This is a genomic window from Novosphingobium sp. Fuku2-ISO-50, assembly GCF_001519055.1.
GTDB lineage: Bacteria > Pseudomonadota > Alphaproteobacteria > Sphingomonadales > Sphingomonadaceae > Novosphingobium.
In genome coordinates this window covers 127,185-145,406 of record NZ_KQ954294.1, presented here as the reverse complement: position 1 = coordinate 145,406, position 18,222 = coordinate 127,185, and the positions used below count along the sequence as shown (strand labels likewise).

The following is an 18,222-nucleotide window of genomic DNA, read 5'->3' as shown; positions in this document are numbered from 1 at the left end:
ACTGCCTCCAAGTGGTAATTCAGGGTACTCAGGAGTCAAACTATGTCTCGTCTTATTCTCGATCCAAATGAGAGCTTCACCATTGGCGCTTCAACCGTTGGCGGTTTGCCGGATGTCGTCGCCGTTTTCGGTGATGCGGCTGGCGGTGACACGGTAACGATTGATACTGGGGCCAGCGTGGTTCTCGATCCGTCGTTCAACAGCGGCAAGGATACGATTATCCTGCAGGGCAATGCTGCCAGCTACACGGTGCAGCAGAGCGGGTCGTCGGTCATCCTGACCGACGGCACCGGTGCCACGACGGTCATTCCGGTCGGCACCGCGGGTGCGACCGTGAAGTTCGCCGATGCGAACGAGACGCTGGTTTACAACACGGTTGCCGGCAAGATCCAGCTTGGCTCGCAGGTTGTCACCACCACTGCGGCCGCCGTCACCGGCGGTACGGGCACTGTCGTTGTGGCGGGGACCACGTTCACCCTGACGCCTGGCATCGATACCTTTACCAGCGCGGCGAATTCGCAGAACAACGTGTTCACCGGGTCGGACACCGGCTTCACCGCTGCGCCGGTGCTGACCAACCTTGACGCGCTGACCGGCAATGGTCTGGCCGCCGGTGCTGGCGGAGACACGCTGAACCTGTCGTACACCAGCAATGTGATCGACACGCAGCTGCTTCCTGCCATTTCGATCAGCGGCATTGCCACCGCCAATCTGGCGACCTCGGTGCAGTCCGGCCCGTCGGGCTACAGCATCCGTGCCGACACCAATTCGTGGTCGGGTCTTCAGGACCTGAACGTCGCGTCGGGTTCGTCGAACCACCACAGCGGTAAGGTGCAGGTTTCCGCCGCACAGACCACCAACATCAACGCGGCCTCGGCTGGTGGCGACGTTACCATCAACGGCGGCAACAACGTGGTGGTGTCGGCCGTGAATGCCGATGTGACCGTGGGCAACAAGTTCACCTCGCTGGCCCCGGATGAAGCGGTGGTTTCGGCCGGTGCGGTTGTGGTTGCCGAAACTCAGACCGGCTATAACGATGTCAGCGTCGATGGCGGCACCAATGTTACCGTGCAGACCCTGAACGGCACCGGCAACAACGACATCACGATCGGCGACCAGGTTGCGCCGACCGGTACGGTCAATGTCACCGTCGGCCAGGATGCGGGCAATCACCAGCGGGTTGACATCACCGGCGGCACCACCGTCAATGTGATCGAAAACGCCACCAATTCCTTTGGCCATGTCACGCTCGGCACCGTGGACGTGCACGGCACTTCGACCACCACCAGCGTTTCGGTCACCCAGACCCCCGATCCGGTCGGCACGGTTACCGATGGCCATGTCTACATCACCGACGGCAACTATCACACGGCCACAGTGGGCACGATCAACACGGTCAGCCTGAGCGGCCTGTCGTCGGGCTGGGATGTCATCCGTGACACCGGTCTGACCACCCTGTCGATCTCCAACGCGGACGATGGCACGAACATCGCGCTGCATGACGGTGCGGTGGCCGATTCGGCAACCAACCTTGACCTGACGTTGGCCAATGACGCCGGTCTGCGCATTTTCGAGGATGGCACCTACACCTCGGCGACCGTGCACACCAACAGCGATTCGACGCTGAACTTTGTCGATGCATCGAACCTTCAGACCGTGCACCTGACCGGTACCGGCAACCTGACGATCGACGCCGCCAATGTGGCTGACAACGTGCAGATCGATGCGTCGGGCACCAGCGGCAATGTCACCATCTGGGAACACCTGGGCGACGATCAGGGCTTCAACAGCGTCGGCAGCAGCGGTTCGGACAACATCGGCCTCGACGCGACGACCCAGACCATCGCGCTGGGGTCGGGCGACAACATCGTTCGCCTGAATGCCGATGCGCTGGGTGTGGGCGGTTCGATCTACGGTGGTTCGGGTACGGACAACACCTTGGTGATGGACCACTACGATGGTGCAGCCAATGCGGCTGCGCTGTCGGCAACCCTCGCGCCGATCACCGGGTTCCAATACCTCGATATCGGTGAAACGGTCGGCAACAACCCGGTCACCATCAACCTGAACAATCTGGGCAACATCAACAATGTCCAGTCGCATGGGACAACCGGCGAAGTCGGCACGCCCAATGTCATTCAATACGAATGGCAGGCTACGGCGCTGACTGCCGGTCAGTCGATCACCATCGACGGCGTGACGGTTACGGCCATTACCGCGGCGAATGCCGGTGATGTGGCCGACGCGATCGTGGCCGAACTGCAAAATCCGGGTTCGAACGAAAACCTGCCGGGTGTTCTGGACGTTTCGCTCAACACCAGCGATGCCACGTACAATTCGCTGTACACCGCATCGCATGGGTCGGACGGCACGCAAGTCCTGTTCACTTATGCGACCCCCGCCAACGGTGGTTCGGACGGTTACGAGGTTGCGCCGGGTCTGACCGAAGCGGTCAATGGCGCTGCGGCGGCACCGTTGGTTAGCGTCACGGACGGTCTGGCCAATGTGACCGCTACGGCGACCATCGACTTCGGTACGGATACCTCCGGGCTTTCGGCTGTGTCCGCCTCTTCGGTCGTGGCTGGCAGCCTCCTGCACGTGGCGCATTCGTCGTGGGTGTTGACCGGGCTCGCGGTCGGTGAATCGTATACCATCGATGGTGTTACGGTCGCGGCTACGACGGGCGCCCTTAACGCTACACAGGTCGCTCAGGCATTTGCTGCTTATTCCACATCGGGCGATCAGACTTATGCGGATGGTGCCCAGGTTACTGGCGTTCTCGGGACCGTTGGTTCGGGCCTCGGTACTTGGGTCGCGCCGACCTTCTCGGCTTCTTCGGGTACGGTAACGCTTACGAACGGGGCCAACCCTTTCGCAGTTGCTTATAACGGCACTGCAACCAGCAACGGCGCTGTCTCGCCGGAATTGAGCGGCGGCGCCGGGTCGACCATCACGATCGATGGCGAAACGGTGACGATCCTCAATCCGACCGGGGTGACATCTGAAAACCTGGTGGCGGCGTTCCTGACGGGCAACACCGATGGCGGCCACCTGGCGATCAGCGGCACGCTGAACACGACCGAATGGACGGCATCGGGCAGCGGCAGCGCGATCGTTCTGACCAGCTTCACGGCGGATGCGCCGGTGACGGCTTACAACTCCGTCTCGACGGACGGGAAAGCGACGGTCACCACCAACGGCGGCGCTCCGGCTCTGACGCCGGTGCTCAGCACGCCGCAAGGCCAGACGGCGACGAACGAAACCGCGCAGGTGACGTTTGGCCTTTTGACGACCGGCCAATCGATCACGGTCAACGGGATCACCCTGCTGGCGACCACTGATGTTTCGGCCAACGACGTCGCTTCTGCGGCAGCGGTGGTCGGCAGCGGCGGCACCTACATGGGCACCAGTTTCCTGGTGTCGGGTACGGAGACCAACACGGACTGGAACATCGGCACCGCGACGGTCAGCAATAATGTCGTGACTTTCGTCGGCACGCTGAGCGGGACGGGCGATGCCTTCTTCGCGACCGGCGGCGGCGGCTCTGCAAGTGTCGCTACGCTTTCGGGCAGCGATAACTTCGCGCAAGTCGCCGGCACCGGTATCGGGGCGGCTCCGTTGATCCTCAACGGTTACACCTCGGGCGGTTCGCTTGAACTGTTCGCCGGTTCCGCTGTCGATGCCAGCATCACCGCCAACCTGACGACACCCGCGGCTACGAGCACGTTCAATATCCTTCTGGATGGCGGCGTGACCACCGGGACGGATGCGGCGATCATCGTGAACGGTGCGGCCACTCTGGACATCACGTCCGCCGGGCTGACCGGGAACGATGTTGCCATCACGGACAACGGCCTGATCACGCTGAACTACACGGCGGGCAATGTCGGGGACACGATCGATCTTTCGAGCACGTCTCTGACCACGCTGAATATCGCAGGTGCCGGCAACGTCACCTTCATCGATATGCCGGCGGCCGGGCATCTCACAACCATCAACGCGCATGCCTCAAGCGGCGCTGTCGATGTGACCGGGCTGGCTCCGCTTGAATCGACGACCGCTGCGCTGTCCTTCACCGGTGGTGCAGGCATGTTCAGCGCGGATGGTGTGTCATCGAGCTATGCCGAAACCATCACCGCAGGTACGGGCGGCGTCACCTTCTTGGCGGTGGGCAATCCGTCGCTGGCAGAAGGCCAACTGACCTTCAACCTGGGCGCGACGCTGCACACGACCGCAGGGAACGACAACACGCTGACTTTCCAGGATGGGTCGGCCAACTATGCCTTCCCGGCGGTCGTCAACGGCTTTGTCGACTTCGCTACGGCAACGTCGCTTGGCGATGCATCGGACAGCCTGCACTTCGCCACCAGCCCGGCCAGCGTCCTTGGCGTAAGCGCGCTTGCCAACACGGTTGTGAACGGGGTCGAGTATACGTCCAGCGCACATGGCCTGCTGTCCTTTACCGGTATCGGTCTTGCCAGCGCGACGGTTTCGGACCTCATCAATGCGGCCGAAAGCATCGTCAATGCTGCGGGTGTCGGCACGACTGCGGAGTTCGTTGATAACGGCAACACCTACGTCGTTCATGCGGGCAACGGGCTCAATGCGCAGAGCGATACGGTTATCGAACTGGCCCATGTCAGCGAAACCGGACTGGTGTTGGCGCATACCGCGTCGCTCACCCACGGGTATGCCGTGATCGGCTGATTGCGTTGTCGAAATATCCGGTTGCTTGTGGATAGCCGGGTATAAGCGACAGGGATAACGGGCCCGCCCCATAAGGGGCGGGCCCTTATTCGTGCGATTCCGGCGCCGCGACGGGTGAGGCCCCGTTTTCCCCGATAACTGGGAGGGTAATTTGGACAGCGGTTCAATGCCGGAGATCGCGGCTGATCAGTCAGTGGTATCTGTGCGCAGAGCCCCCCGCATTCTGTGGGCCAACATGTTCTGCCTGCTTGATACGACCATCGGGGCGTCGATCTCTGCCAGGGAGATGCTTCGCCAGCTTGCTTTCCGGGGTTATGAGGTGACCGTCATCGGGGCGACGGTATTTGGCGATCCGAAAGGCAACTTTCGCCTGAAAGGCCAGTGGAGCGCGATCCGGTTACGGCAGGGGCAGTTCGTCGATGTTGCAGACGGCCCTTTGACGCACCAATTGCTGGTGACCGGCAATACCGTGCGCGATGCGATCGCCACGCGGGAAGAGGATCAGTGGCACGGCCATTACAATGCCATCCTCGATACGTTCAAACCCGATCTCGTGATCTTCCATGGCGGCAGGCTGGTGGACATGGTCATCGCGGACGAAGCGCGCGTCAGAGGCATTCCGAGCGCGGCCTATGTAGCGAACGGCAATTATGGCGGCAGCCGCTGGTGCCGCGATGTCGATCTGATCTTTACTGAATCCGACGCGACCGCGCAGTTGTATAGGGACAAGGCGCGCTATCGCGTCACTCCGGTCGGCACATTCGTCGATCCGGCGACGGTCGTGGCCAGCGATCAGACGCGCGAGAATCTGTTGCTCGTCAACCCGTCAGCCGAAAAGGGCGCCGGCATTGTCATCCTGTTGGCGCTGGCGTTGGAACGGCGACGGCCGGACATCAGGTTTGAAGTGGTGCAGTCCCGTGGGAACTGGCAGGGGCTGGTCAAAGCGGTAACGACGGCCTTGGGTCGTCCGCGCGACAGTCTGGGCAATGTCATCGTAACCCCGAATACCGACGACATGCGGCCGGTCTACGGCCGGGCGCGGCTGTTGCTGGCGCCTAGCCTGTGCTGGGACAGCGGGCCGAGAGTTCTGGCCGAGGCGATGCTGAACGGGATACCGGCGATCATCACCGATCGTGGCGGTCTGCCTGAAATGGTTTTCGATGGCGGGATCGTCCTGAAGCTGCCGCTGCAATGGCATGAAGCGCCGTATCTGGCCTTTCCCTATCCGTCGCGGATCGAGCGGGTGGTCGATGCCATCATTCGCCTCTACGATGATGAACCCCACTATCAGGCGCTTGCCCGGCGGGCGCGGGCTGCCGGTCGGGCGGTTCACGATATCGAATTCAACGTCCAGCGATTGATCCGCGCGTTTGCGCCCTTGCTGGAACAGCAAGCCGGCGATCGGGATTTCTATGAAGCGCTGACCACGGCGCACAAGCAGGGGCTGACGCCCGATGTGCAGTTTCTTCCCGCCGGGCAGGCCGTGGCGCCGCTGGAACCGGACCTGACGGATGTGGCTGCCCAGTAGTTACGGCGCGCGCATCCCCTTATGAAATCGGCAAATTCCATCAATTTATCGCGACTGCGGGCCCATATTCTCCAATAAATTGAAAATTTTGAGTCATTTCATTGATTTGTGAAATAATTCACAAGGAGATATATTTCAAAGCAACAATATAAATTTAACTACATATAATTCAGTTTATATAAAATCCTATTTGATGCTGGATAAAATGTATAGCGCGGTGTACCCGCCTGCATGATCTTTTGGTCGCATGGTCGTCGTGTGCCATTGGATTGGTGAGCAGATGGAACCCGATAATCTTATGCGTTACGCACCGTTTATTTCCGGCGCGGTCCGGCCAACGATTGTTGTGATGGCATGCTGCATCGGGGCGGGGGGTGTTACCGCTCCTTTTGCGGCGATTGCGGAGCCTGTGGGGCAGGCGGCGAATACAGCGGGCCCGGTGGAGCACAGGGAAGCGCCAGGGGCGATCGGCGACACGCCGATGTCGGCGCCAAAGGGCGAGAGCCTTGATGGCGATGCCGCCCCTGATCTGCCCGCTGCCGACGCACCCAAAGTCTATGGTCCGTCGCTTGCGCCCGATGTGCGGGTGTCGCGGACGATGCCGGTGCCGGATTGGTCGGATTCCCCGGCGTTCATTCCCAGGGCGCTGGTGGAATCGATCAATATTTCGACGCGCTACAACGCCGCGGTCATATCCGCCTGGGACGCCGTGCGCGCGAGCCATGCCGACCTCAGCTCGGTGCGCTGGCAAAGATTTCCAAGCGTGACGACCGCGTTCAACCGCTATTCGGCGGGGGCCTATGCGTCCTACCCTTCGGTCCTGATCGATCTGCCGCTCGTCACGTTTGGCCGCATCGGTTCGCAGATCAAGCGTGCGAAATCGGCGCAGTTGCAAGCCGTCGCCACATGGCGGCAGAAAGTGCTCGATATCGCGGTGCAGACCGAGCAGGCCTATTTTCAGGTGATTGCCGCTGCCCGCAAGCAGCGCATCCTTGAAGAAGGGGTAAAGGAACACTTCCGGCTGGTCGAATCGATGTCTCGCCGGGTGGCGATGAACGTCAGCCCCCATGCCGATCTCCTGCTCGCGCAATCGCGGCTGGAACAGATCCAGAGCGATCTGGAGGCGGCCAGCGCGCAGCGTTCGACCGCGCTGCACAATCTGGCGGAACTGTTGCAGGGCCACCCTCAGGCGCTCGGCGCCGTTCCGCAATACGATCCCAGGGCGCTGGAAATCGACTGGGCGAATGCCACGGACCAGGCGGTCGAATACAATCCGTCCCGCGAAGAGGCGCTGGCCCAGGCCGATGGGGCCAGGGACGCGGTCTCGGCGGCCAAGGCGAGTGTCTTTCCGCAAGTCGATGCGCAATATTCCTATGATCCGATTTACGGGTCGCGCGTCGGGCTGGCGCTGAAATTGCAGGCGTCGGGCGGGTTTTCGGAATTTTCCCAGATCACCGCCGCGCAGGACCGGTTTCAGGCGGCCCTCGCGCAAGTGCGCGATATTGAACGCCAGTTGCGCCAGACGATCGAGGACCAGCTGGTTTCCAATCACAGTGCGCGCGTGCAGGCCGCGATCTCTGCCGATGTGGCCGCGACGACGCGCGATGTCAGCGAAAGTTACGAGCGGCAGTTCATCGCCGGGCATCGATCATGGCTCGATGTGATGAATTCGGTGCGTGAAGACATCAATTCCCGACTGACCAAAGCCACTGTCGAAGTCAATGCGATGGATACGGCGACCCAGCTCGAGATGGGAACCGGTCGTTGGCAGCCGGCGCTTGCAGAAGAAGCACAGAAATGACCGAGAAACTGATTCCCGTCATCGCCTTGTTTGCGCGCATGCGCGGCATCGATCTGCGCCCGGATTGGTCCGACGCGGCATCGCCGCTGGTCCTGCAGGGCGAACGGTCGCTTGGCGATTTTTGCGACGCCGTGGGCTGGGCCCGGCCGCACCGCTATGCCGAGCCGCCGCGCTCGCATGAATTTCCCGTACTGGTGTGGCACAGCCGCTATGGCTGGGCCGTCGGCGAACGGATCGAATCCGGCAGCCGGATCCAGGTCCAGGATGGTGAAAGCAGTTCGATCTGGTCGCTTGACAACGACTGCGTCCTTTATGACCTGACTATCCCCCTGCCGCCGCGCCAAAAGGTTTTTCACAACGCCTTTTCGGTGTTTTTCCAGGCGATTTCAGAGCGGAAACATTACCTTGTCGTGGCCGCATTGGCCACGGTGATCGTCAATCTGCTCGCCCTCGCCACGTCGCTCTATTCCATGCAGGTCTATGATCGGGTCGTGCCGCGCGGGGCCTTTTCGACGCTGTGGGTGTTGACCATCGGCGTGGGCGGCGCGCTGGTATTCGATTATCTTCTGCGGATCGTCCGGTCGCGGCTCATGGAAGAAGAATCCATGGAGATCGACCAGGAAGTTTCGGAATATTTCTTTTCGAAGGCGATGGATGTCAGGCTCGATGCGCGTCCGCCGTCGATCGGGACAATGGCCGCCAATCTGCGCGGGCTCGAAAATATTCGCGCGATGCTGTCTTCGTCGACCTTGTTCCTGTTTGCCGATCTGCCTTTTGCGCTGTTTTTCATCTTCATCATTTACACGCTTGGCGGCGATATCGCTTTCGTGCCGTTGATCAGCTTTCCGATTTCGCTCGGACTGGCCTTTGTGTTTGGCCGCATGATCCGCGAGGATGCGCGGCAGGCCTATATCAGCGGCAACCGCAAGAACGGCCTGCTGGTCGAAACGCTCGATGCGGCGGAAACCATCAAGGCCAATCGCGGGCATTGGTTCATGCTGACGCGATGGAACGTGCTGTTGTCCGAACTGCACCGCTCCGAATTGCCGATGAAGAACGTTCAGGCGCGGGCGAGCACGATTTTCGGAACAATCCAGCAATTTACCTATATCGGGATGATCGCCTGGGGCGCCGTGGAAGTCTTTCATCACGACATGACGATGGGCGGGCTGATCGCCTGTTCGATCCTGTCGGGCCGGGTCAATGGCCCTCTGGTCGGGCAATTGCCGGGCATCATGGTGCAATGGAGCTTTTCCCGCAGTTCGCTCGAGATGCTTGACGGCATCCTGAAGCTGCCCAGCGAACGGCCCGACGATGTCGAACTGCTTCGCCCGAGCCATGTCGCGGGACGGCTCGCATTCAAGGATGTCGTATTTGCCTATCCGGGATCGCGCGTCGCGCTGACCGTGCCGTCGTTGGTTATCAATCCCGGAGAGCGGGTCGGGATCATCGGCGGGATCGGGTCCGGCAAATCGACATTGCTGCGATTGATGGCGGGCCTTTATAATCCCGTGCAGGGGATGATCACGCTCGATCATCTTGATCTGGGCCATGTCGCCGAAGACACCCTGCGGCGCAACATCGCCTATCTCGCGCAGGATTATCGCCTGATCAACGGCACCTTGCGCGAAAATCTCACGCTGGGGCTGTCTGATCCGGGCGATGCCGCGCTGATGGAGGCGGCTGCGAAGACCGGGCTCATCCGGCTGATCAACGCGCATCCCAAAGGGCTGGACCTTCCGATCAGCGAAGGCGGGCGCGGACTGTCGGGCGGTCAGCGCGTGTTGAGCGGGATCACGCGGCAATTGTTGTCCGATGCCCGGATGTGGCTGCTCGACGAACCCACCGCGAACCTCGATCCGGAAACCGAGGCCCGCGTGCTCGGCGCGGTGCAGGCCAGGCTGGCGCAAAATTCGACTCTCGTTCTGGTCACGCACAAGCTGCAACTGCTGACTTTGACCGAGCGCGTGATCGTCATGGCGGAAGGGCAGATCGTGATCGATGGGCCGCGTGATCAAGTCCTCGCGCGGATCGCGCCCGGCGCCAATTCGGCAGACAGGGGTAATGGACCAAGACCCGTTTCTATCGTCAACGCACCAATGGGGCCAAAATCGTGAGCGTTTCTCGAAAATCCTCTCATACGTGGCTCGATCATCGTGCCGTGATGATCTACCTGATCGGCGCCGTGCTGGTGCTGGCGGTGGTCTGGTCGATATATTCGGAGCTGGATCAGGTCAGCCGGGCGCCGGGGCAGGTTATTCCATCCGGGCACGTGCAGGTTCTCCAGAGCACCGACGGCGGCACCATTGCCCAGATCCTGGTCAAGGAGGGTGATGTCGTGACGCGCGGCCAATTGCTCGTCACGCTCGACAAGGTGCGCATTCAGGCTGCGGTCGACGAAGCCGAAGGCAAAGTCGCCTCGTTGCGCGCGACGATGGTCCGCATCAACGCGGAACTGTTCGACAAGGCGCTGGTCTTCCCGCCGGAGGTGAGGAAATTTCCCGACCTGATGGCTGACCAGTCGCTGTTGTACGAAAAGCGGCGGCGGGCGCTGAACGATCAGTTGACATCGCTCCGCGCGATGCTTGCGCTGAACCAGCAGGAACTGGACATGAACCTGCCGCTCCTGAAGCAGGGCGATGTCAGCCGGGCGGATGTCCTGCGTCTCGAGCGGTCGGTGTCCGACCTTCAGTCCCAGCTCGTCAACGTCCGCAACAAATACATCTCGGATCTTCAGGCCGAATATACCAAGACCGATGAAGATCTTGTCGCCGCACAGGAAATTCTGGATCAGCGCAAGGACGCCTTGCAGGACACCGAAATTCACGCACCCGTGAACGGCATTGTCAAGAACATCCATCTCACCACGGTTGGCGGCGTGCTCAAGGCCAGCGATGAAGTCCTGAGCATTGTTCCGACCGGCGAGGAACTGGTCGTCGAAGCGCGTGTTTCGCCCAGCGACATTGCCAACATCAAGCCCGGCGAAAAAGCGTCGGTCAAATTCGACGCCTATGATTCCTCCATTTACGGCAGCGCAAACGGTCGCGTCGTCTATGTCAGCCCGGACACCATTTCGGAAGTTCAGCCTTCCGGCACGACGTCGTATTACCGTGTGCGCATTTCGGTCGATACGTCGCAGATGAAGCCGCATTACGCGGGCGAGAAGATTGTCATCCAGCCAGGCATGACCGTTACGGCTGAAATCCAGACCGGGCGCAACACGGTGTTCCGCTATCTGACGAAGCCGATCTCCAAGACCTTCGGTGAATCCCTGCACGAGAAGTGACGGAGTTTTGCATGGACCAGGGCTTGCGGCAGGCTTTGTGCGCGTGATGGCGCGCAAAGTCCTGCGCGGCCTGTGTGTCGTCATCGCGCCGGTTTGCGCCATGCCGGGCGAGGCGTGGGCGGGCGAGGTGTTCGGCACCGGCTTTGTCGTGGGCGACGGGCATTATATTCTGACGGCGCTCCATGTCGTTGCCGATGGAGGTCCGATCCGGGTCAACGCGCCAGACCATCGGGGGTGGGATGCGGCGGAGCTCGTTGCGAGCAGCCAGCGCCTTGATGTGGCCTTGCTGAAAACGACGACCGTGCGACCGGCGCTGCAACTGGGCAAATGGGGCGACGTGCCGCCGGGGCTCGATGTCTATGTCATGGGCTATCCGCAGCCGCGCCAACTGGGCTTTGCGCCCAAGATCACTGCGGGGCTCTTTAACGGCGACCGTGATGTGGTCGGTTCATTCGAGCTTTTTCAGATCTCGGCCGAAATCCAGCGAGGCAATTCGGGAAGCCCTGTGCTGAGCCCGGATGGTCTGGTGATCGGTCTGGTGAGAGCGCGGGTGGATGAAAAGGAATCTCTTTCGAAGATTGGGGAATCTTTTCAAAATGTGAATTTCGCACTGAATTCAGATTTGATTGCCAAATTTTTGCATGAAAACAAAATAGATTTTGTTCTGCGTGAAATTGATACCAATAAATATGCCAGACCGATGACGATTTATCGCATGGCGGTGGATTCCGTAGTCGTAATAAGGGCGGTGAAATAACCGGCGTCCCCTTTGCTGCAATCGCCGATGGATTTGGGCCGCGGATCGGAAACGCTATCCGTTGCGCAGCGCCGATGGCGGCACGCCGAAACGGTGGCGCATGCGCCGGGAAAAATGGGCCGCGCTGACAAAGCCGCAATCGAGCGCAATTTGCGTGATCGCGACATCGGTGGTGCGCAGGCGATGCGCGGCGCTGTCGAGTCGGATGGCAAGCGCGGTTTCGGACAGGCTCTGGCCGAGATGATCCTGAAACAGGCGTTCGATCTGCCGCAGCGAGCGCCCGCAGGCGGTCGCGATGGCTTCGCGCGAGGGCGGGCGATCGAGCGAGGCCTCGATGATTTCCAGCGCCTTGAGGACGACGCGGTTGGTCGTGCCGTGGCGCTCTGCCGGGCTTGGCCGTTGCGGCCCGGCAGCATCGCGCGGGCTCGTGCGGATGAACCATTCGCCCACGCGCCGGGCCAGATCCTCGCCATGATCGCGCGCGATCAGCGCCAGCGCGAGATCGAGCCCCGCCGTGCCCCCCGCGCAAGTGATGACCGGCCCGTCGATGACATAGAGCCCGCTTTCGAGCTCGACATCGGGAAATTCTTCGGCAAACACGAGGCGGTGTTCCCAATGGATCGTCGCCCGCCGCCCGGACAGCAGCCCGGCTCGCGCCATGATAAAGGGCCCGCCCGATACCCCGGCAATCGCGCAGCCGCCGCGCGCCATCTGACGCAGCCAGGCAGACGTGGCAGGATCGTGAAAGCGGCGCGGATCACCCCCGGCAAAGACGAGCAAAAGGCGGCAATCGAGCTTTTGCCCGACTTGCGCATCGACCATGATGCGCGCGCCGTTGGTCGCTTCGACCGCCGCGCCGTCGGGCGAGACATGCAGCCATTCATAAAGCGGCTGCCCCGAAAGGGTGTTGGCCGCCCGAAACGCCTCGACCAGTGCGGCATAGCCCATCAGCGCAAAGCCGGGGATCAGCAGAAGCCCGAGCCGGGTCGGTGGAGGAAAATCGGCATGGATGTCGCTATCAGACATGAAATTACCCTAAAGGGACAAGCGCGGGCTATGCAATCGGTATATTTTTCCCTTCAAGAACATTTCTTGGCCAGCGCGAAAGGCCTCTGATGCGTTATTCGATCCTGCAACTGGCCACCCAGGCGCTGCGCCGACATCGGGACTGGACCCCGGCCTGGCGCGACGCGGCCCCGCGCGAAGGCTATGACATCGTCATCGTCGGCGGCGGCGGGCATGGGCTGGCGGCGGCCTATTACCTGGCCAAAGTGCACGGCATTACCCGTGTCGCGGTGGTCGAGCGCGGGTGGATCGGCGGCGGCAATGCCGGGCGCAACACCACGATCATCCGTTCGAACTATGGCCTGCCCGGCAACGAACCGTTCTACGAATGGTCGATGAAGCTGTGGGAAGGGCTGGAGCAGGAGCTCAACTACAACGCGATGGTCAGCCAGCGCGGCGTGCTCAACCTCTATCATTCCGATGCGCAGCGCGATGCCTATGCCCGGCGTGGCAATGCCATGCGCCTGCACGGGGTCGATGCCGAACTGCTGGGCGCCGACGCGGTGCGGCAGATGGCGCCGTTCCTCGATTTCGACAATGCGCGCTTTCCGATTCAGGGCGGCCTGTTGCAGCCGCGCGGCGGCACGGCGCGCCACGATGCGGTCAACTGGGGCTATGCGCGCGCGGCTTCGGCGCTGGGCGTCGACATTATCCAGAATTGCGAAGTGACCGGCTTTTTGCGCGATACGAGCGGCGCGGTGGTCGGCGTGGAAACCAGTCGCGGGGCCATTCGCGCGGGCAAGGTCGGGCTGGCGGTCGCGGGCATGACCGGCCCCGTCGCGGCCAAGGCGGGCTTGCGCCTGCCGATCGAAAGCCATGTCCTGCAGGCGTTCGTTTCCGAAGGGTTGAAGCCGCTGATCCCCGGCGTGATCACGTTTGGCGCCGGGCATTTCTATGTCAGCCAGTCGGACAAGGGCGGGCTGGTATTCGGCGGAGACATCGACGGATACAATTCCTATGCCCAGCGCGGGAATCTGCCGGTGGTCGAAGATGTGTGCGAGGGCGGCATGGCGATCATGCCGATGATCGGGCGGGTGCGCCTGCTGCGCAGTTGGGGCGGGATCATGGACATGAGCATGGATGGCTCGCCGATCATCGATCATACCCCGATCGCCGGGCTCTATTGCAATGCCGGCTGGTGCTACGGCGGTTTCAAGGCGACCCCTGCCTCGGGCTGGTGTTTTGCCCATCTGCTGGCCACCGATACCGCGCACGAAACCGCGACCGCCTATCGGCTCGACCGGTTTCGCACCGGCCATCTGATCGATGAAAAGGGCGTTGGCGCCCAACCAAATCTGCACTGAGGAGCCGCGACCATGCGCATCCCATGCCCTTTTTGCGGCAGCCGCGATTCCCGCGAATTCGTCCATCGCGGTGATGCCGCGCCAATCCGTCCCGCCGGCGACGATGCCGACGCGATGTTCGATTACCTCTATCTGCGCGACAATCCGGCGGGTCAGTTCGAAGAGCTGTGGTATCACGCGCAAGGATGCCGCAACTGGCTGCGCGTGCGGCGCAATACGGTAAGCCACGCGATCGAGAGCGCGGACTTTGCCCGGATCGGGCACGCGGCATGAGCGCGCAGCCTTTTCGCCTGCACAGCGGCGGCCTGATCGATCGCGCAAGGACGCTGTCCTTCACGTTCGACGGCAAGACTTATCATGGTCATCCCGGCGATACGCTGGCCTCGGCGCTGCTGGCCAATGGCGTGCGGCTGTTTGGCCGCAGCTTCAAGTATCACCGCCCGCGCGGGGTGCTGACGGCGGGCAGCGAAGAGCCCAACGCCCTCGTCACTTTGCGCAGCGGCGCGCGGGCCGAGCCCAACACGCGGGCCACCACGATCGAACTCTACGACGGGCTGGAGGCGACCAGCCAGAACCGCTGGCCCAGCCTCGGCTTCGATCTGATGGCGGTAAACCAGTTGGCCGCGCCGCTGTTCGTTGCCGGGTTCTACTACAAGACATTCATGTGGCCCGCCAAGGCCTGGGAAAAGCTCTATGAGCCGCTGATCCGCCGCGCGGCGGGGCTCGGCGCGCTGTCGGGGCAGGAAGACCCCGACCACTATGAGCATGATCACGCGTTCTGCGATCTGCTGGTCGTCGGCGCGGGCCCTGTCGGGCTGATAGCGGCGCTCGATGCGGCGCGTGCGGGGCTGCGCGTGGTGATCGCCGATGAAAGCGCGGTGCCCGGCGGTCGGCTGCTGTCCGAACGGACCAGTCTGGGCGGGGCAGACGGCGCGCACTGGGTTGCGGCAGCGGTTGCCGAGCTTGCCGCGATGCCGCATGTGCGGGTGCTGACGCGGACGACGGTGTTTGGCCGTTTCGACGATGGCGAACATGGCGCAATCGAGCAAGTCGCCGACCATCTGCCGGTGCCTTTGCCCGGCCAACCGCGCCAAAGGCTTTGGAAAATCGTTGCGCAGCACACGATCCTTGCCACCGGCGCGACCGAGCGCCCGATCGTGTTCGAAGGCAACGACCGGCCCGGCGTGATGCTGGCTTCTGCCGTTTCGACCTATTGCAACCGTTTTGGCGTGGCGCCGGGGCGGCGCGCGGTGGTGCTGACGTCGGGAGACAGCGGCTGGGAGACGGCGGCCGATCTGCTGGCGGCGGGGGTGACTCTGCTGGCGGTGATCGACACGCGCGCCGCTGTGCTCGATGCGCTCGTCGCGCCGATCCGCGCGGCGGGCGTGCCGGTGCTGACCGGCGGGCAGGTGATCGCCGCCAAAGGCAGCCCGTTGTCGCGCGTCGAGGCGCTCGACGGTGCGGGGCGCAGGCACAGCTTTGCCGCCGATCTGCTTGCGGTGGCGGGCGGCTGGAATCCGCAAGTGGCGCTCGCCGCGCATCTCGGTCACAAGCCGGTCTGGCGCGAGGATATTGCCGCTTATGCCTTGGGCGAGGCGCCCGCAGGTCTTGCCGCTGCCGGTGCCGCCGATGGCGTCTATGGACTGGCCGGGGCGCTCGCTTCGGCGCGGCGCGCTGCGGGCGAGGTCGTCGCAGCGCTGGGCAAGACGGCCGTTGCCGCGCCGCTGCCGCAGGTCGAAGACGCGCCCCACGGCGTGAGCGCGGTCTGGGCCAGCGGGCCGTGCAAGGCCAAGGCCTTTGTCGATTTTCAGCACGATGTCACGGCGGGCGACGTCACTCTGGCCGTGCGCGAGGGCTTTACCAGCGTCGAACATCTCAAGCGCTATACCACGCTCGGCATGGCCACCGATCAGGGCCGCGTCAGCCAGGTCAACGGCCATGGGCTGCTCGCCGCCGCAACCGGGCGCGCCTTGGCCGAAACGGGCACGATCCGGGCGCGACCGCCGGTGGTGCCGGTGGCGATCGGTGCGTTTGGCGGGCATCATCGCGGGCGCCAGTTCCGCCCCGAACGTCACACCGCCAGCCACGAATGGGCCGCTGCGCGCGGCGCGGTGTTTGTCGACGCCGGGCAATGGAAGCGCGCGCAGTGGTATCCGCTTCCGGGTGAAACCCATTGGCGCCAGTCGGTCGATCGCGAAGTGCTGGCGACACGGGGCGGCGTCGGGCTGTGCGATGTGTCGACGCTCGGCAAGATCGAACTGATCGGCGCCGATGTCGGCGCGCTGCTCGACCGGCTTTATATCAACGGCTTTTCGGCGCTGCCGGTGGGCAAGGCGCGCTATGGGCTGATGCTGCGCGAAGACGGCCTTGCCCTCGATGACGGCACGGTCACGCGGTTTGCGCCCGATCGCTGGTTCATGACCACGACCACGGCCAATGCGGCGCGGGTGATGCAGCATCTCGATTTTGCGCGGCAGGTCTTGTGGCCCGACAGCAATGTGCAGGCGGTTTCGGTGACCGAGCAATGGGCGACCTATTCGATCGCCGGGCCGCGCTCGCGCGATTTGCTCGCTGCGGCCCTGTCCGACGTCGATGTGCCGAATGTGGACCTGTCCGACGCGGCATTGCCCTATATGGGCGCGGTGGAGCTGCGCTGGCGCGGTTTCAGGGCGCGCCTTTTCCGGCTGTCGTTTTCGGGCGAACTGGCCTTTGAACTCAGCGTGCCCGCCGGGCTTGGCGCCGCCCTGGTCGAGCATCTGTTTGCCGTGGGCGCAGCGTTTGGCCTGACGCCTTACGGCACCGAGGCGCTGGGCGTGATGCGCATCGAAAAGGGCCATCCGGCGGGCAACGAGCTGAATGGCTGGACCACGGCGACCGATCTTGGTCTTGGCCGGATGATGTCGGAAAAGAAGGACTTCATCGGGCGGATCATGGCCGAACGGCCCGCGCTGACCGATCCGGCAAGGCCGCGTCTGGTCGGGCTGAAACCAGCAGATGGCGTTTCGACGATCCGTGCGGGCGGTCATCTGTTGCGGCCCGGTGCCGCGCAGGTGGCGGCGAACGACGAAGGCTTTGTGACCTCGGCCTGTTTTGCGACGACTTTGGGCCATCCCGTCGCGCTGGCGCTGCTGGCGCATGGGGCGGAGCGGCATGGCGAGGAGATCGTGGTGCACGATCCGGTGCGCGGGGCGGACGTGCGGGCGCTGGTGAGCGATCCGGTGTTCTTCGATCCGACGGGGGAGAGACTGCGTGGTTGATGTTTCGGTACGCGAACTGGCCGGTTTCGGCCTTGCCAACGTGCTGCCGCGCGCGGGTATCGGCCCCGATGCGCTGGGTACGGCGCTGGGGCTTCGCGTGATTTCGGCGCCAGTTTCCAGCGAGGGGGTCGCCAGCGAGGGGGCGGGGCTGGCGCTGTGGGGCACCGGGCCGGGGCAATGGCTGGCCTTTGCCGATGCCGCTGCGCCCGATTGGGCCGAGGCGCTGGGCGACAGGCTGGCAGGGCTTGCCGCCGTGGTCGATCAATCGAGCGCCTATACTTTGTTGCAGATCACCGGGGCTGATGCGCGGCGCCTGTTGCAAAAAGGGGTGCCGGTCGACTTGTCGGCGCTCGCGCCGGGCGCGGGCGCGGTCGTGGTCAGCGTCATCGCCCATGTCGGCGTGATCGTGCATCAGACCGGCCCCGAAAGCTTTCATCTTGCCATTTTCCGCAGCTTCGCCGGCGGTTTCCGCGATTGGCTGGATGCCTCCATCGCGGCGCTGTGATCCTTTGAGGAA

At 62.9% G+C, this 18,222-nt stretch carries 11 protein-coding genes; 10 read left to right on the top strand and 1 reads right to left on the bottom strand.

The window, feature by feature from the left end; all coding sequences use genetic code 11:
* The first annotated feature begins 42 nt into the window (after positions 1-42).
* From AQZ50_RS13665 to AQZ50_RS13640, 6 genes are all read left to right on the top strand, one after another.
* Entirely contained in the window at positions 43-4,707 is a 4,665-nt protein-coding gene (locus AQZ50_RS13665) for a beta strand repeat-containing protein (protein ID WP_156427363.1), read from the top strand.
* A 319-nt stretch (positions 4,708-5,026) separates the two neighbouring features.
* Complete coding sequence (locus AQZ50_RS13660; RefSeq protein WP_197412492.1) at positions 5,027-6,235, top strand: glycosyltransferase; 1,209 nt, start codon at positions 5,027-5,029, stop codon at positions 6,233-6,235.
* A gap of 481 nt (positions 6,236-6,716) precedes the next feature.
* Positions 6,717-8,036 (top strand): TolC family protein, encoded by a 1,320-nt coding sequence (locus AQZ50_RS13655; protein WP_197412491.1) that lies wholly within the window; start codon positions 6,717-6,719, stop codon positions 8,034-8,036.
* Complete coding sequence (locus AQZ50_RS13650; protein ID WP_067747012.1) at positions 8,033-10,153, top strand: ATP-binding cassette domain-containing protein; 2,121 nt, start codon at positions 8,033-8,035, stop codon at positions 10,151-10,153. Before AQZ50_RS13655 ends, AQZ50_RS13650 begins: the two co-directional genes overlap by 4 nt.
* Entirely contained in the window at positions 10,150-11,322 is a 1,173-nt protein-coding gene (locus AQZ50_RS13645; protein WP_231730290.1) for a beta-barrel domain-containing protein, read from the top strand. The genes AQZ50_RS13650 and AQZ50_RS13645 overlap by 4 nt, the downstream gene beginning before the upstream one ends.
* A 46-nt stretch (positions 11,323-11,368) precedes the next feature.
* Positions 11,369-12,079, top strand: a complete 711-nt coding sequence (locus AQZ50_RS13640; RefSeq protein ID WP_067747010.1) for a S1 family peptidase — start codon at positions 11,369-11,371, stop codon at positions 12,077-12,079.
* Between the two features lie 54 nt (positions 12,080-12,133).
* Here the strand turns inward: AQZ50_RS13640 and AQZ50_RS13635 are convergent, their stop codons facing one another.
* Entirely contained in the window at positions 12,134-13,105 is a 972-nt protein-coding gene (locus tag AQZ50_RS13635; RefSeq protein ID WP_067747009.1) for a GlxA family transcriptional regulator, read from the bottom strand.
* Between the two features lie 89 nt (positions 13,106-13,194).
* Between AQZ50_RS13635 and AQZ50_RS13630 the strand changes: the two genes are divergently transcribed.
* From AQZ50_RS13630 to AQZ50_RS13615, 4 genes are read left to right on the top strand one after another with little or no spacing between them, the layout of a single operon-like run.
* Positions 13,195-14,448: a sarcosine oxidase subunit beta family protein gene (locus tag AQZ50_RS13630; protein ID WP_067747008.1), complete on the top strand. Its 1,254-nt coding sequence runs from the start codon at positions 13,195-13,197 to the stop codon at positions 14,446-14,448.
* 12 nt (positions 14,449-14,460) lie between these two features.
* Complete coding sequence (locus AQZ50_RS13625; RefSeq protein ID WP_067747007.1) at positions 14,461-14,721, top strand: sarcosine oxidase subunit delta; 261 nt, start codon at positions 14,461-14,463, stop codon at positions 14,719-14,721.
* Positions 14,718-17,705, top strand: coding sequence for a sarcosine oxidase subunit alpha family protein (locus AQZ50_RS13620; RefSeq protein ID WP_067747006.1), 2,988 nt, complete (start codon positions 14,718-14,720; stop codon positions 17,703-17,705). Before AQZ50_RS13625 ends, AQZ50_RS13620 begins: the two co-directional genes overlap by 4 nt.
* Complete coding sequence (locus AQZ50_RS13615) at positions 17,698-18,210, top strand: sarcosine oxidase subunit gamma (RefSeq protein ID WP_067747005.1); 513 nt, start codon at positions 17,698-17,700, stop codon at positions 18,208-18,210. Before AQZ50_RS13620 ends, AQZ50_RS13615 begins: the two co-directional genes overlap by 8 nt.
* The last annotated feature ends 12 nt before the right edge of the window (positions 18,211-18,222 follow it).